The following is a 15,287-nucleotide window of genomic DNA, read 5'->3' as shown; positions in this document are numbered from 1 at the left end:
GCTTAAGGTCAATATTCCTTGAGATAGCGTCCAATTTCCAGCTTGTTCAGAGCTCGGAGACTGATGTGTGCTGCTGTAAGTCCGCTAAGAAGCAGAGCCAGCGGTGTCCATAGAAAAGTAAGGGACTTATTGATGATGAGCTGGAGTTTGCTGATACCGAAGTTGCTGAGCAGCAGACTGCAGACTTCTTGCCCCAGACTAAGGAGCAGCAGGTTGGCTATTGCCAGAGCCAGCATTAAGATGAAGCAGACAGCGAGCAGGTAGTGGCTCCTGAGTCGTTCACTGCCAAATCCAAGCATCCGATAAAGTGCCAAGTCAGCTTGGTCCTTGGTGAAAATCATATAGACAAAGAGAGTCATTAGGATGAAGACAATGCCGAGCCCTGTCCAGAAAACGCTGGTCTGAATCAGGCGGAGCATGGCTAGAGTGTCATCAAAAGTTTGATGGAAAAAGTCTTTTACGTCGGTTAATTTATAGTTGGAATAGCGTTTTTTCCATTCGTTGATTTTTTGAGCTTTGTTGCTAGCATCTTTAAGGCGGATGGTCGTCAGACTATTGAGCGTTTGCGCTTGCTTTGTCACAAAGACAGCCTTGGCGGTCTTGCTGCCGTAGGTCAGGTCTGAGTAGATACCGACTACTTTTAGTTTTCTGGCTTGACCGTCTACCGTCAAGGTCAAGCTGTCCCCTACTTTTAGCTTGAGCTCTTCTGCCTTAAGCTTGGAGAGGGCAATTTCATGCTCGTTTTTAGGATAGCGGCCTTGGCTGTATTTGACTGGAAATCCCGCATGGTTTCCCAGAGTTACCCGCAACTGCTGGGTCTGACCTTGCTGGTCTTGATAGGAGAAATTCTGGCTCAGGTACTGATTAATCTCTGCGATATCCTTGTCTGCCTGCAGTTCTTTCAGAAGCTGGGCAGCCTTGGTATCAATGTCTTCAGTCTGAGAAATATCAACCAACACATCTGCCTGACCAGCTCCCAGATACTGAATGAAATTCTTGTCCATCACAGTGCTGTAGAGACTGGCTGGCAGCAGGATAAGCAGGCTAATCAAACTGACAATGAACAAGATAGTCAAATAGAGTTTTTTATGATTCAGAATCGTTTTTAGGGCGAAATAGGGTCTGTCTAAGAAGGGGATAGTCGGTAAGCCCATTTTCGGAGTAGAACGAGTCTCGGTCAGACTGTTGGAAGAAGCTAATCTTAAAGCTTGGCCGGGTGTCATTTTCTTAAAGGAGCTGAGAGGTCGGGCAGTCAGCCAGAAGACTAAGAGACAGAGCAGTAGAGCCACTAGCGCTTCCAAAAGATAGCTATAGAAGGGCGTCGGACTTTGCCCCATAGACAGTGCCATCTGCTTTTTAAAAGGACCACTCAGAAGAAAGGACAGCCCCCAGCCTGCGATGGTTGCTAGAGACAGACAGAAATAATACTTGGTCAGGTAGACCCTGCTGATAAAGCTTTGGGGCAGTCCCATCACCTTCATAACGGCAATCTGCTGCAGGTCTTCTTGAATCTTGGTCAAGAGGGCAAAGCGCATGCAGAGAAAGGTGATGCCAATGATGGCCATAACCAGTAGCCCCATGACTAGGATGACTAGAGCATCATTGAAGCCGTTAATCATCTTGATAGTCGGATAGGTAATCATAGGCGGCCCGTTGGACTCAAGCTCGGCATTTTTATAGGCTTGCTCGACAGCTGAGATCTGACTAAGCTTATTCACTCGAAAGGCAATCAGGTTCTCATTAGATGCAACTGCTTCTTTTTTCAGAGTCTGCAAATCAGTCGGCGAGATGAGGAAGCGCTTGGAGGAGACTAGGCCAGCATTCATCTGGGCATCTCGGATAAAGCCCTGGACAGTTAGCCGTAGCTTGCCGACCCTTATTTGGTCGCCGATTTTGATTTTTCCGCTATTGTAATAATAAAGGGGGATATAAACTTGCCCTGGCTGAGGCTGGGCAGGCCGGTTATTCTGATCCAGCAGAAAGTCAAAGTTTTGGTTCTGACTGGAAAAGCCATTATCCTGGGAGCTGTCCTGAAGTGAGTTTTTCTCATTGATGCGGATGGCTGATCCTTCCACATTGACAAAGTCTGTCAGCTGCCAAGAGGCAATTTCTGGATGCTGCTGGACGAAGTTTTGCAGGCGTTCTTGGTCAACGCTTCCGCTGTGCATCTGTAGCAGGTGAGGACTTTTAGCTGTTTCTACAAAGCGCTCAATCGAGCTAGTCAGACTGACGGTCAGGCGAGTGGCTGCAAAGCTCAGAGTCAGAGTCAGAAGCAGGAAAAGTCCAATGACTAGCATGCTGACTTTGTTTTCTTTTAAATCATTTTTTATCAAGCGTTGAAACATATTCCAGCTCCTTTACTGAACGTGCTCGGGAGAGCAGATAAGCACCGATGCTGATAGAGATACCGGATAGGATAAAGAGCAGACCGTAGCCTCTGCCTCCTCCAACACCGATGATTTTTCCGACAGAATTTGCCAGCCAGCCAAAGTAAGTTAGCGAGGGCTTGAAAAGAGTGTCCGCGACCCAACCCATGCCGGCATAAGCTAGCACATAGCCCAGCTGAGAAATAATCCCGATGGTCCCCCAGACCTTGCCTTGGTCGGCTTTGTTAATATTGATGCGGACTAGATAGTCAATGGCTGTATTGGCGAAAGGCAGGGCAGCAAAGAGGAGAAAGCCAAAGCTGCAAATCCAGATGAAATTTTCTTTCATTCCCAGCCCAACCATGAAGAATCCCAGTAGAAATAGTGAGAGACAGAGCATACAGTGGAAGTGTTTTTTGATAGCAAATATCCCCAGAACCAAGCCTCCTATCAGCATACCACTGCTGGAGATGGTCATAACCCAACCGGCTGTTTTGGCATCTGCGAAAGCCAGCACTAAGGGAGAAAGCAGGATTTGGACAGTTCCCAGAAAGAAGGAAAAGCCTGTTCCAGCTAGGACTAAAATCCAGATGCCTTTTTTTCCATAGACGATTTGAAAACCTTTAAGGAAATCAGCCCAGAAACGACTATCACTGCTATAAACTTGCGAATGAATGGCCCTACGAGCGAGCAAGGTGCAGGCTACCGTCACGAAAATAGTTGAAAAATCCAGCAACAGAATCGTGCTGATATGTCCACTCGCCAAAATCATTCCAGCCAAGGCTGGTGAAATCAGATAACGTGCAATGCCATTAATCTGGGACAAACCAGTTGCTTTTGATAATTGGTCCTCAGGCAGCAAGTCGGAAATCGTAGCTCGAAAGGCTGGATTGACCAAGGCTGAAAAGAGCGAACTAATGGCAGCTCCGATACAGATAAAAATCAAAGCAGGATTCTTCAGACTAAAGTAAATCCAGAGAACTCCTAAGCCTGACAGACCATCTCCCAGAGCCATCAGCAATCTTCGGTCATAGCGATCGGCCAGAATTCCAGCTAGAGGAGTAACCAAAAGACCAGGCAGAAAAGCACAAAGGGTAACAAAAGAAGAAACAGAAACCAAACCGGTCAGCTGGAAGATATAAACTCCTAAAGCGAAAGAAGTCATACCAGAGCCGATTTCCGAGATGAGGCTTCCAATCCAAATCAATAAAAAGAGTCTAAAGCCTGATTGTTTCATAGTTGCCTCCTTATGTTTGCAATGTCAAGTAATTGTAAATAGTGAATCTAGTGCTTAGCTGTCTAGCTGCTTTGAGTCTGAATCAAAGATAGAAAGGGATTGAAGTAGCCTTGCCGGCTGTGAAAAAGAGTTTCTAAAAGATAGAGAAAAGCTTGTAGTTTTTGCTGCTGTTTTTCTGGAGGTAGTGCCTGAAAACTGCTGCCAAAAGCTTGCAGGGAATAGGTAAGAATCATTTCCAAGCTTTCGTAGGGATAGTCGGTCCTCATATCTCCAGCAGTGATACCGTCTTGGATGATGGGAAGTAGAATCTGGGGTGCTCGTTCAAGAAGAATTTGATTGGTCTTTTCGTGCAGGAGCGCATTTTGTGGCTGGTTGAGATGCAGCAGCACTTCCTCTCCCTCTTGATGATTAAGATTCAGAGCAGCCATGCTGCCAAACAAGCGCTCTAGGACAGTTAGTTCACGATTGTTGGCAAAGGCTTGAGAAGCCGTAAATGCTTGTTCAATAGTTCGCTCAATGATGGCATCCATAATTTCTTCCTTAGAAGAAAAGTAATAGTAGAGAGTACCACGGGCGATTTGAGTCGCTTCTAAAATCTGGGAGATAGAGGTCTGGTCAAAGCCTTGCTCCATAAAAAGCTTTTGTGCGGTATCTAAGATAAAGTCTTTTTTATTAGCCATGCTTGCATCCTTTTTATTAGTAAAATTTTATTAGACCGACAGTCGGTTTATTCTTTCCTTTATCGTACATCTTTTCTAAATCAATGTCAAGAATAAAGACAGTTCCTCTATTTTTTGATATAATAAGTCTAATCAAAATTGAAGGAGTATATCATGACTTTTATTATTATTCTTATTATTGTCGCGGTTTTAGCATTCTTCGTTGTTGGTGCTTACAATACCTTGGTTAAAAGCCGCATGCAGACTCAGGAAGCTTGGAGTCAGATCGATGTGCAGCTCAAACGCCGTAATGACTTGATTCCTAACCTCTTGGAAACGGTCAAAGGCTATGGCAAGTATGAGCAGGCAACCTTGGAAAAGGTAACACAACTGCGCAACCAGGTAGCTTCAGCTGCTTCACCAGCCGAAGCCATGCAAGCCAGCGACGCCCTTTCTCGTCAGATTTCTGGAATCTTTGCAGTAGCTGAAAGCTATCCAGATCTGAAAGCTAACACCAATTATCTGAAGTTGCAGGAAGAACTGACCAATACTGAAAATAAAATTGCTTATTCTCGTCAGCTTTATAATTCAGTAACTAGCAACTACAATGTCAAGTTGGAAACATTCCCAAGCAATATTGTTGCAGGAATCTTTGGCTTTAAAGCTGCTGACTTCCTCAAGACACCAGAAGAAGAAAAGGCTGTACCAAAAGTTGACTTTGGCAGCACTGGACTAGGTGACTAAGATGCTATTTGATCAAATTGCCAGCAATAAAAGGAGGACTTGGCTCCTCCTTATCGCTTTTTTCGGACTCTTGGCTCTCCTTGGAGCAGCTATTGGCTATCTCTGGCTGCGCTCTGCTGTTGGTGGTGTCTTGCTAGCCTTGATCATCGGAGCGATTTATGCCGGAGTGATGATTTTTCAGTCTACAGAAGTGGTCATGGCTATGAACGGAGCTCGCGAGGTCTCTGAGCAGGAAGCACCTGAACTCTATCATATTGTTCAAGATATGGCCATGGTCGCTCAGATTCCTATGCCACGTGTCTATATCGTAGAGGATCCCTCTCCCAATGCTTTTGCGACTGGCTCTAAGCCTGAAAATGCAGCTGTTGCAGCAACTACAGGTATCTTGCAAATCATGAATCGTGAGGAGCTTGAGGGAGTGATTGGCCATGAAGTCAGTCATATTCGAAATTATGATATCAGAATTTCAACGATTGCTGTAGCTTTGGCCAGTGCTATTACCATGTTGTCTAGCCTAGCTGGTCGTATGATGTGGTTTGGTGGCGGACGGCGCAGTAGTAATGATCGAGATAACGATAGTGGTTTGGGAATTATTCTCCTTATCGTATCATTGATTGCTATCGTTTTAGCTCCTCTGGCAGCTACCTTGGTGCAGTTGGCCATTTCTCGTCAGCGGGAGTTTCTGGCTGATGCTTCCAGTGTAGAGCTGACCCGCAATCCGCAAGGGATGATCAATGCCCTACTCAAGCTGGATCGCAGCGAGCCTATGGAGCATCATGTCGATGATGCCAGTGCAGCTCTCTATATAAGCGATCCTAAAAAAGAAGGCGGACTGAAGAAACTCTTCTATACGCACCCTCCTATCTCAGAGCGGGTGGAGCGCTTGAGACATATGTAAAACCAGAGGAAACTTAAATTATTCCCAAAAGTTAGATAAATAACCAGTAAAAGGATTTAGTTCTGCATTGGACAGGGCTAAGTCCTTTTCATTTTACTTCCTTTCATTCATGTCTAAAAAATAATCGTTTAGATTTTGTTACAGTTTCATTTCAGTTGTTTATAAAACTTAGATTATCCAAGTTTATTTTTGTATAAGTAAGGAGGCTAGATTTAAAAAAGCCAGTGTTTTCAAGTTGTCAGGTTGAACCCTTCTGAGAATCTTATAAAATCAATATTTTCTTGAAAACAATAAAACTTTCAGAAAAAATCACTATATTGAGTATTCCTATCTTTCAAATTAATCTATTTGTATTATTTGGAAATATAAAGTAATTTTTTTGTAACATATTCGAAATATATTACTAGTATATTAAATTTAGTAAAAAATTTTATTGCATATATGAAACCGAGGGCTCAATATGTTGAAAACATTTGGAAAAATTTTCAAAGTCATTAGAGAATCAAAAAACATGTCTCTTAAAGAGGCGGCAGCCGGAGATATTTCAGTGGCTCAGCTGTCTCGTTTTGAGCGGGGAGTCAGTGGTATCACGCTTGATTCTTTCTATTGCTGCTTGAAGAATATGGCTGTTTCTCTAGACGAATTTCAGTATGTTTACCATAACTACATTGAGGCAGATGATGTGCTTTTCTCAAAAAAAGTAGCTGATGCTTATCAGGAAAACAATGTTGTCAAACTCCAAAGTATTTTGGCTAGCTCAGAAGCTTTGGCTGAAAAGTTCCCTGAGAAGAAGAACTATAGGCTTAATACAATTGTTGTTAGAGCAGTCTTGTCTTCCTGCAGTCCAGATTTTCAGATTAGCAAGAAAGATATAGAATTTCTGACCGATTATCTCTTTTCCGTTGAGGAGTGGGGGCGTTATGAGCTATGGCTCTTTACTAATAGTGTGGATCTATTGACCTTGGAAACACTGGAGACCTTTGCTAGTGAGATGATTAACCGCACCCAGTTTTATAATAATCTACCGGAGAATCGCCGGCGTATTATCAAGATGCTGCTTAATGTTATCAGCGTCTGCATAGAGAGTAATCATTTGCTAGTTGCTATGAGATTCCTCAATTATCTTGACCATTCTAAAATCCCTGAGACAGATCTTTATGATCGGATGCTGATTAAGTATCATAGGGCTCTTTATTCCTACAAGGTTGGGAATAGCTATGCTCTGAGTGATATTGAGGAGTGCTTATCTTTCTTGGAATTTTTAGATTCTTTCGGTGTTGCCCAGAAGCTCAAAGCTCAGTTTGAAAGGATTTGCCTTTCGCAGTTGCAGATGTGCAAATAAAATAGACTCATTTCTAAAAATATACTAGAATAAGAGTATAACTTTATACCAAATTCAGAAGGAGGCTTTATGATGGAGAAAAAAATTCATTATAAGATGCATAAAGTTAAGAAGAACTGGGTAGCCATCGGTGTGACTACCTTAGCACTTATCGTAGCACCAAAAGTACTTGGTCTCGAAGCAGGTCTTGTCCGCGCTGATGATGTTAAGCAGGTGGCAGTTCAAGAACCAACTGCAGCTCAGGATAGTGGCTCAGGGCAGCCAGTTCAAGTACAAGCTCACTCAGCTTCTCAGTTGGAAGCAGAAAAAGCAACTTCTGCAGACAAGGTGACTGATGCTGCTGTAGCCAGTGAAAAAACTGTTGAAACTGCAGCAAATACGGAAGCAACAGCTCAAACAGATGCTCAAGAGCCAGCTAAGCCGGCAGTAGCAGAAGCAGCAACTACAGAAAAAGCGGTCGTTGCTGAAGAAGCAAAAGCAGCTAATGCAACATCAGAAACTGCTAAAACTGCAGCAATTGCTCAGGATAGACAAGCAAGTCCAGCAACTGCTGACAAACAAGCAAAGAAGACTGTTACAGACAAGATTGTTGCAAATCCAAAGATTGCAAAGAAAGATCGCTTGCCAGAACCAGCTCAAAGACAGGGAGCGATTGCTGAAAGAATGGTGGCCGCTCAAGCTCAAGCAGCACCTTTTAATGCTGAGCATGATGATGATGTCTTATCTCACATCAAGACCATTGATGGCAAGAAATACTATGTTCAGGACGACGGTACAGTTAAAAAGAATTTCGCTGTTGAGCTCAATGGAAAAATTCTTTATTTCGATGCAGAGACTGGAGCACTGATTGATTCAGCTGAGTATCAATTCCAGCAAGGTACTAGCAGCCTCAACAATGAATTTAGCAGAATGAATGCCTTCCATGGCACTACGGAAAAGGATATTGAGACAGTTGACGGCTACCTGACAGCGGATACTTGGTATCGTCCAAAAGCTATCCTCAAGGATGGAAAAACATGGACTCCATCTACAGAGACTGACTTGCGTCCGCTTTTAATGGCTTGGTGGCCTGATAAGCAAACGCAGGTTAGCTATCTCAACTATATGAACCAGCAAGGTTTGGGAGCAGGAGCTTTTGAAAACAAAGTGGAACAAGCTATCCTGACAGGTGCTTCTCAGCAGGTTCAGCGCAAAATTGAAGAAAGAATCGGTAAAGAAGGTGATACTAAATGGCTGAGAACACTGATGGGCGCATTTGTCAAAACTCAGCCAAACTGGAATATCAAGACAGAGTCTGAAACAACTGGTACTAATAAGGACCACTTGCAAGGCGGAGCTCTGCTTTATACCAATAGTGATAAGACTTCTCATGCTAATTCTAAGTACCGCATCCTGAACCGCACCCCTACCAACCAAACTGGCACACCTAAGTACTTCATTGACAAGTCAACTGGCGGTTATGAGTTCCTGCTAGCCAACGACTTTGACAACTCTAATCCAGCTGTTCAGGCTGAGCAACTCAACTGGCTGCACTTTATGATGAACTTCGGAAGCATCGTAGCCAATGATCCGACTGCTAACTTTGACGGAGTCCGTGTCGATGCGGTAGACAATGTCAATGCGGACTTGCTCCAAATTGCTTCTGATTACTTCAAGTCTCGCTACAAGGTTGGAGAAAGTGAAGAAGAAGCCATCAAGCATCTGTCTATCTTGGAAGCTTGGTCTGACAACGACCCTGACTACAACAAAGACACCAAGGGTGCACAATTACCGATTGATAATAAGCTTCGTCTATCCTTGCTTTATTCGTTCATGCGTAAGCTTTCTATCCGTAGTGGTGTAGAGCCAACGATTACGAATAGTCTGAATGACCGTTCTACTGAAAAGAAAAATGGCGAACGGATGGCCAACTATATCTTTGTTCGGGCTCATGATAGTGAAGTGCAAACCGTTATTGCCGATATCATCCGAGAAAATATCAATCCAAACACGGATGGTTTGACCTTTACCATGGATGAGCTCAAGCAAGCCTTCAAGATCTACAACGAAGATATGCGCAAGGCCGACAAGAAGTATACGCAGTTCAATATCCCAACTGCTCATGCTCTCATGCTCTCCAACAAAGACTCCATCACTCGGGTCTACTATGGTGATCTCTATACAGATGACGGTCAATATATGGAGAAAAAATCTCCTTACCACGATGCTATCGATGCCCTGTTGCGTGCTCGTATTAAGTATGTAGCTGGCGGACAGGACATGAAAGTCACCTATATGGGTGTCCCTCGTGAGGCTGATAAATGGTCTTACAATGGTATTTTAACCTCTGTTCGTTACGGTACTGGTGCTAACGAAGCAACAGATGAAGGAACAACAGAAACTCGTACCCAAGGGATGGCAGTTATTGCTTCTAATAATCCGAATCTGAAACTTAACGAATGGGATAAACTGCAAGTCAATATGGGAGCAGCCCATAAGAATCAATACTACCGTCCTGTGCTCTTGACGACCAAAGATGGTATTTCCCGCTATTTAACTGACGAAGAAGTACCACAATCCCTCTGGAAGAAGACAGATGCCAATGGTATTTTGACCTTTGATATGAATGATATCGCAGGTTACAGCAATGTCCAAGTTTCTGGTTATCTGGCTGTTTGGGTACCAGTTGGTGCCAAGGCAGATCAGGATGCTCGTGTAGCAGCCAGCAAGAAGAAAAATGCCAGCGGTCAGGTTTACGAATCTAGCGCAGCCCTTGATTCTCAGCTGATTTATGAAGGCTTCTCTAACTTCCAAGACTTTGCAACTCGCGATGACCAGTATACCAATAAAGTCATTGCTAAAAATGTCAACCTCTTCAAGGAATGGGGAGTGACTTCATTTGAGCTGCCGCCTCAGTATGTATCTAGCCAAGACGGTACTTTCCTAGATTCTATCATCCAGAATGGTTATGCATTTGAAGACCGCTATGATATGGCTATGAGCAAGAACAATAAATATGGTTCTTTAGATGACCTGCTCAATGCTCTCCGTGCTCTTCACAGTGTCAATATCCAAGCCATTGCGGACTGGGTGCCAGACCAAATCTACAACCTGCCAGGCAAGGAAGTGGTAACAGCAACTCGTGTCAACAACTACGGAACCTACCGTGAAGGCGCAGAAATCAAGGAAAATCTTTACGTTGCCAATACTAAAACGAATGGTACAGACTATCAAGGCAAGTATGGTGGAGTCTTCTTGGATGAACTCAAAGCTAAATATCCAGAAATCTTTGAACGAGTACAGATTTCCAACGGTCAAAAGATGACGACTGATGAGAAGATTACCAAGTGGTCTGCTAAACACTTCAACGGTACCAATATCTTGGGTCGTGGTGCTTACTATGTCCTTAAAGACTGGGCTAGCAACGAATATCTCAACAACAAGAATGGTGAGATGGTACTGCCTAAACAATTAGTTAATAAGAATGCCTACACAGGATTTGTTAGTGATGCTAGTGGTACTAAGTACTATTCAACTAGTGGCTATCAAGCTAGAAATTCCTTTATCCAAGATGAAAATGGAAATTGGTATTACTTCGATAAACGAGGTTACCTAGCAACGGGTGCTCATGAAATTGATGGCAAGCAAGTTTATTTCCTCAAGAATGGTATTCAGCTGCGTGACTCTCTCCGTGAAGATGAAAACGGCAATCAGTACTACTATGATAAGACTGGTGCCCAAGTTCTCAACCGTTACTACACTACTGATGGCCAAAACTGGCGTTACTTTGATGCCAAGGGTGTCATGGCTAGAGGCCTGGTAACCATGGGCGGCAATCAGCAATTCTTCGACCAAAATGGCTACCAAGTCAAGGGCAAGATTGCGCGTGCCAAAGATGGTAAACTGCGTTACTTTGATAAGGATTCAGGTAATGCTGCTGCTAACCGCTTTGCCCAAGGTGATAATCCAAGTGACTGGTACTATTTCGGAGCAGATGGTGTTGCAGTAACAGGTCTTCAAAAACTTGGCCAGCAAACACTTTACTTCGACCAAGATGGCAAGCAAGTCAAGGGTAAAATCGTGACACTTGCAGACAAGAGTATCCGTTACTTCGATGCCAACTCCGGAGAAATGGCAGTCGGTAAGTTTGCGGAAGGTGCCAAGAACGAATGGTATTACTTTGATCAGGCTGGTAAAGCAGTGACAGGTCTTCAGAAGATTGGCCAACAAACCCTTTACTTTGACCAAGATGGCAAGCAAGTCAAAGGTAAAGTAGTAACTCTGGCTGATAAAACGATCCGTTACTTCGATGCTAATTCAGGAGAAATGGCAGTCGGCAAGTTTGCAGAAGGTGCCAAGAACGAATGGTATTACTTTGATCAGTCTGGTAAAGCAGTGACAGGTCTTCAGAAGATTGGTCAACAAACCCTTTACTTCGACCAAAATGGTAAGCAAGTCAAAGGACAGCTAGTAACTCTGGCCGATAAATCTATCCGTTACTTCGATGCCAATTCAGGCGAAATGGCAGCCAACAAGTTTGTTGAAGGTGCCAAGAACGAATGGTACTACTTCGATCAGTCTGGTAAAGCAGTGACAGGTTTGCAGCAGATTGGCCAACAAACCCTTTACTTCGACCAAAATGGCAAGCAAGTCAAAGGTAAGATTGTCTATGTCAATGGTGCTAACCGTTACTTTGATACCAATTCAGGAGAAATGGCGCGCAATAAATGGATTCAGCTGGAAGATGGAAGTTGGATGTACTTTGACCGCAATGGTAGAGGCAGACGCTTCGGCTGGAACTAATAGCAATAGAATAGGCTAAATGAAACTTAATCTTTAGCTTTCTAATACACAAAAACGATAACTTCTTGTTTGGAAGTTATCGTTTTTGCTGTCTTTTAGGAGAACAAATATAAAAACAAAATTGATCTATCATCTTTCTTTAACATCTTTCTTTTTTTCGATAGATAGGAGCAGAGCAATCACACCGATAATGCTGAAGATGAGCCAGCTAGCGTTCATATTCCAGAGGGCTAGGCTGCTAAAGACCATGGTACCAAAGGGAACAGAGAAAGAAAAGAGCAGACTCAGAAAGCTGGAAGTCTGAGCGAGAACATCAGAAGGCAATTTGCTCAGTAAGAGGGTGTTGATTTTGGGATTGATCTTACCGGAGATATAAGCTAGTAAAAATCCAAAAGCAATGCCGACGAAAACAGGCAGATGCAAGAAATTGCTGACAGCAAGCAGAATCATTGTGAGAGCAGCCCAGAGGGTTAGTTGATTTAGAGAGAGAAGGCTAAAGTAATCGTTTGGCGTCAGGCTGGCTGCGATTATGGCTAGGACAAGAGTGGTCTGAAGAACCAAGAGAGACTGACTAAAGGACAGCTGGAAGATGGGATTGTCCAGCAAGTAGAGATTATAAAGAGCTATAAGAGAACCTGCCATAGCGTTGACAATCAGGATTTGAGCCAGCAGTTTGAGAAAATTGTTAGAACCTTCCTGCTCAAAAATGAGCTTGGACGATGTGTACATTTTCTTCAATTCTTCTTTCAGAGGAGCCTTTCTCTCAGAAATTGCCACTGGGTCATGGGTCAATCTGCGACGGACTAGGTAGAGGATGGTGGAGGATAGGAGAAAGGTCACAGCGTTAACTAAAGCAACTAAGAAAAAGTCTTGCTGGCTGATCGTTAAGAGCCAAACTCCCAAAGCTTGTCCGGCCAGGCTGCAGAGAAAGCTGATAAGCTGGGTAAAAGAGAAGGCTTCCATAAGGTCTTTCTCTGGAACATTCTTTTTCAAAATCGGCATTTGCAGGCCGCTACGGTAATCGCTGATGATATCTGAAAGAATATTCATCAAGCAGACGGCTGAAAAGGCTAGATAAGAGCTGGAGCGAGTCATGAAGGCGACAAGGACAAAGAGCAGGGCTTGAAGATAACCAAAATGAATCAGCCAACGAGCTTTATGGATGGTCTTGTCGGCTTTGATACCAGCAAAGATAGTAAAGAATGTCGGAACCAGGACGATAAAATTAGCCACAGCAATAGCAAACTTGGGATTGGGCATGCTGGAAGCAAATACCACAAAAACAATATTGAAAATAGAAGCTCCCAAGGTGTTGAAGATTCGGGAAAGGCTGAGTGAGGTATAGACCCCATTTTTAAAGAATAATTTCATCGTAGATTCCTTTTCTAAACTGCAAGATTGTCTAAAAGCTGATTGGGTGCATCTGTAATCTGGCTTTTGTTTTTTCTCTTTCTGATGACTATTATAGACCGTTTAAAGCCAAAAACAAGGGCTTTTCGGCAACTGGTCAGGTCTCGTAAGTAAGTGGTAAAATTCTAAAAGTGACTTGCGCTAGCTCTTTCTGCTTTTAGTATAAAATAGAAAATCCAATCTGCAGGAAATGTTGCATATATTCAACGATTTTCGGGTAGAAACTTTTAAATCAGAAAGGTGGAGCTTGAGTAGGAACAAAAAAACCACTTTCCAACTCAAAATCGCTGAGCTTAAAAGCGGAAATTTGCATTATTTGCTATATTTTTGAAAAGCAGTATCAAGAGCTTCTTGATAGTAGTCAGCGCTATGCTGACAGTTCAAGATTCGGAAAATATCGACAGCTTGCTTCATTTGCGAAAGCCCTTCTTCTTTTTGCCCTTTCAAACAAGCTAACTCTCCCTGAGCAAAGAGATAGACAATTCGAAAGTAAGTCTCATTTTCTTCATAAAAGTGTCGCTCAATGACTTGTTGGAAATAGTCTGCCTGAGTGATATTTTCCTGACTGATGGCCAGAAGATAGCCATTAAGAAAGGTAGTGTGCAGGGTGTTGCGGTTGTTGGCAAATAAGGTAGCAAAATCCTTTCTTGAGAGGATTTCTTTGGTGTATTGGGAAAACAAGTCTAGAGATAAAACCGGGGTACAGATAGAGAAGAGATTGAGTTCGTAGCGCCCCCAAATATCAACTGAAAAGAGGTAATCATGCAGGAAATCCAGCTCGTCTGGGCTGGCCTTCTCTGACTCCTTAAGGGCACAGAGATAGGCCTTTACAATCAGGCGTTCAACCCAATCATTAGCGCGCTTGCTTTTTTGAGTGACTTTTTCTTTTTTCAGATAAAGTTTTTCTAAGAGGTCAAGCTGATTGGCTTGCAACAGGTCTTGAATTTGGCTTAAGAGTTCCTTGCGAGAATGATGATCCTGGATGCCGGCTGCAACGGTAAATTCTTCCGTTTCCGTGTGAATGGCGCTGAGAGCGCTAAAAAATTTCTGTGCCGAAAGTTCGCTCTGCCCATTTTCAAAGCGAGAGAGCATAGATTTTGAAAATTCTCCGCCAGTCGCTTCGGATAAAGAGATGTGCCTTGCCTCTCGAAAAAATCTAAAAACCTGTCCTAGATGTTTCATTTTCTTCCCTCCTTGAATTTTATTATAACAAAATAATTTTCAATAACATCGAAGTGCTCAAACATGATATAATATAAAGAAAAAAACAAAGAGGAACTTATGTTGCATATTCAAGAAATTCGGAAGAATCCAGATGGACTAGCCTTTGAGAAAAAGCTGGACTTGGCAGAGGAGTTAAAAGAACGCAATCCTGAGATTTTAGATGTTCAGGATATTTTAGCCAAAGGAAAGGTTCAATATGAAGATGGCCTCTATTTTCTAGATTATGACCTGTCTTATACCATTACCTTGACGTCCAGTCGTAGTATGGAGCCAGTAGAACTCAAGGAGTCTTATCTAGTCAACGAAATTTTCATGGAGGAAGGCCAGGCTGCATCACAGGATATGATTGATCAGGACTTGGTGCTGCCGATTGAAAATGGCGAGATTAATGTAGCCGAGAGTGTAGCTGATAATATCCTGATGAATATCCCGCTGAAAATTCTAACAGCTGAGGAAGAAGCTGGCCAAGGCTTTCTGTCAGGTCAGGACTGGCAGGTTATGACAGAAGAAGAATTCGCCGCTGCCCAGGAAGCTCAAAAAGAGAAGAACAATCCTTTCGCTGGTTTGCAAGGACTTTTTGATGAATAATTCTTGTAAAAATTTTGAAAATAATTTGAGAATTTGA

10 protein-coding genes are annotated in these 15,287 nt (G+C 43.1%); 5 read left to right on the top strand and 5 right to left on the bottom strand.

Annotated features, from left to right (window positions below; translation table 11 throughout):
- Positions 1-8: 8 nt before the first annotated feature.
- The 3 genes from K4H96_RS03040 to K4H96_RS03030 form a co-directional block, all read right to left on the bottom strand.
- The gene (locus tag K4H96_RS03040; protein ID WP_223337478.1) at positions 9-2,345 is read right to left on the bottom strand and encodes an ABC transporter permease; all 2,337 of its coding nucleotides are present in this window, start codon (positions 2,343-2,345) and stop codon (positions 9-11) included.
- On the bottom strand, positions 2,320-3,603 hold the full coding sequence (locus tag K4H96_RS03035) for an MFS transporter (RefSeq protein ID WP_011836619.1): 1,284 nt from the start codon (positions 3,601-3,603) through the stop codon (positions 2,320-2,322). Before K4H96_RS03035 ends, K4H96_RS03040 begins: the two co-directional genes overlap by 26 nt.
- 62 nt (positions 3,604-3,665) lie before the next feature.
- On the bottom strand, positions 3,666-4,283 hold the full coding sequence (locus tag K4H96_RS03030; protein WP_011836620.1) for a TetR/AcrR family transcriptional regulator: 618 nt from the start codon (positions 4,281-4,283) through the stop codon (positions 3,666-3,668).
- A 153-nt stretch (positions 4,284-4,436) separates the two neighbouring features.
- Between K4H96_RS03030 and K4H96_RS03025 the strand changes: the two genes are divergently transcribed.
- The 4 genes from K4H96_RS03025 (at position 4,437) to K4H96_RS03010 (ending at position 12,028) form a co-directional block, all read left to right on the top strand.
- Positions 4,437-5,006 (top strand): LemA family protein, encoded by a 570-nt coding sequence (locus K4H96_RS03025; protein WP_002898080.1) that lies wholly within the window; start codon positions 4,437-4,439, stop codon positions 5,004-5,006.
- A 1-nt stretch (position 5,007) separates the two neighbouring features.
- Complete coding sequence (gene htpX / locus K4H96_RS03020) at positions 5,008-5,904, top strand: zinc metalloprotease HtpX (RefSeq protein ID WP_011836621.1); 897 nt, start codon at positions 5,008-5,010, stop codon at positions 5,902-5,904.
- Positions 5,905-6,364: 460 nt separating this feature from the next.
- Positions 6,365-7,246: a helix-turn-helix domain-containing protein gene (locus tag K4H96_RS03015; protein WP_223337479.1), complete on the top strand. Its 882-nt coding sequence runs from the start codon at positions 6,365-6,367 to the stop codon at positions 7,244-7,246.
- 69 nt (positions 7,247-7,315) lie between these two features.
- Positions 7,316-12,028 (top strand): glycoside hydrolase family 70 protein, encoded by a 4,713-nt coding sequence (locus K4H96_RS03010; protein ID WP_223337480.1) that lies wholly within the window; start codon positions 7,316-7,318, stop codon positions 12,026-12,028.
- 129 nt (positions 12,029-12,157) lie between these two features.
- On the opposite strand, the gene K4H96_RS03005 is transcribed toward K4H96_RS03010, so the two are convergent.
- Positions 12,158-13,399 carry an MFS transporter gene (locus K4H96_RS03005; RefSeq protein WP_223337481.1) on the bottom strand — a complete coding sequence of 414 codons (1,242 nt, stop codon included), beginning with the start codon at positions 13,397-13,399 and terminating at the stop codon, positions 12,158-12,160.
- Positions 13,400-13,750: 351 nt separating this feature from the next.
- Positions 13,751-14,620 carry an Rgg/GadR/MutR family transcriptional regulator gene (locus K4H96_RS03000; RefSeq protein ID WP_223337482.1) on the bottom strand — a complete coding sequence of 290 codons (870 nt, stop codon included), beginning with the start codon at positions 14,618-14,620 and terminating at the stop codon, positions 13,751-13,753.
- A 99-nt stretch (positions 14,621-14,719) separates the two neighbouring features.
- Here K4H96_RS03000 and K4H96_RS02995 point away from each other — a divergent pair, with 99 nt between their 5' ends.
- On the top strand, positions 14,720-15,250 hold the full coding sequence (locus tag K4H96_RS02995; protein WP_168956058.1) for a YceD family protein: 531 nt from the start codon (positions 14,720-14,722) through the stop codon (positions 15,248-15,250).
- Positions 15,251-15,287 lie beyond the last annotated feature (37 nt).

Origin of the sequence: Streptococcus sanguinis (assembly GCF_020729765.1) — a bacterium.
GTDB lineage: Bacteria > Bacillota > Bacilli > Lactobacillales > Streptococcaceae > Streptococcus > Streptococcus sanguinis_Q.
Note: the sequence above shows the minus strand (reverse complement) of the source record. Positions and strands in the feature narration are given on the sequence as shown.

Bases quoted from the DNA above. Each gene is read 5' to 3' on its own strand.
- K4H96_RS03040 (WP_223337478.1), bottom strand. From the start codon at position 2,345: ATGTTTCAACGCTTGATAAAAAATGATTTAAAAGAAAACAAAGTCAGC.
- K4H96_RS03035 (WP_011836619.1), bottom strand. From the start codon at position 3,603: ATGAAACAATCAGGCTTTAGACTCTTTTTATTGATTTGGATTGGAAGC.
- K4H96_RS03030 (WP_011836620.1), bottom strand. From the start codon at position 4,283: ATGGCTAATAAAAAAGACTTTATCTTAGATACCGCACAAAAGCTTTTT.
- K4H96_RS03025 (WP_002898080.1), top strand. From the start codon at position 4,437: ATGACTTTTATTATTATTCTTATTATTGTCGCGGTTTTAGCATTCTTC.
- htpX (WP_011836621.1), top strand. From the start codon at position 5,008: ATGCTATTTGATCAAATTGCCAGCAATAAAAGGAGGACTTGGCTCCTC.
- K4H96_RS03015 (WP_223337479.1), top strand. From the start codon at position 6,365: ATGTTGAAAACATTTGGAAAAATTTTCAAAGTCATTAGAGAATCAAAA.
- K4H96_RS03010 (WP_223337480.1), top strand. From the start codon at position 7,316: ATGATGGAGAAAAAAATTCATTATAAGATGCATAAAGTTAAGAAGAAC.
- K4H96_RS03005 (WP_223337481.1), bottom strand. From the start codon at position 13,399: ATGAAATTATTCTTTAAAAATGGGGTCTATACCTCACTCAGCCTTTCC.
- K4H96_RS03000 (WP_223337482.1), bottom strand. From the start codon at position 14,620: ATGAAACATCTAGGACAGGTTTTTAGATTTTTTCGAGAGGCAAGGCAC.
- K4H96_RS02995 (WP_168956058.1), top strand. From the start codon at position 14,720: ATGTTGCATATTCAAGAAATTCGGAAGAATCCAGATGGACTAGCCTTT.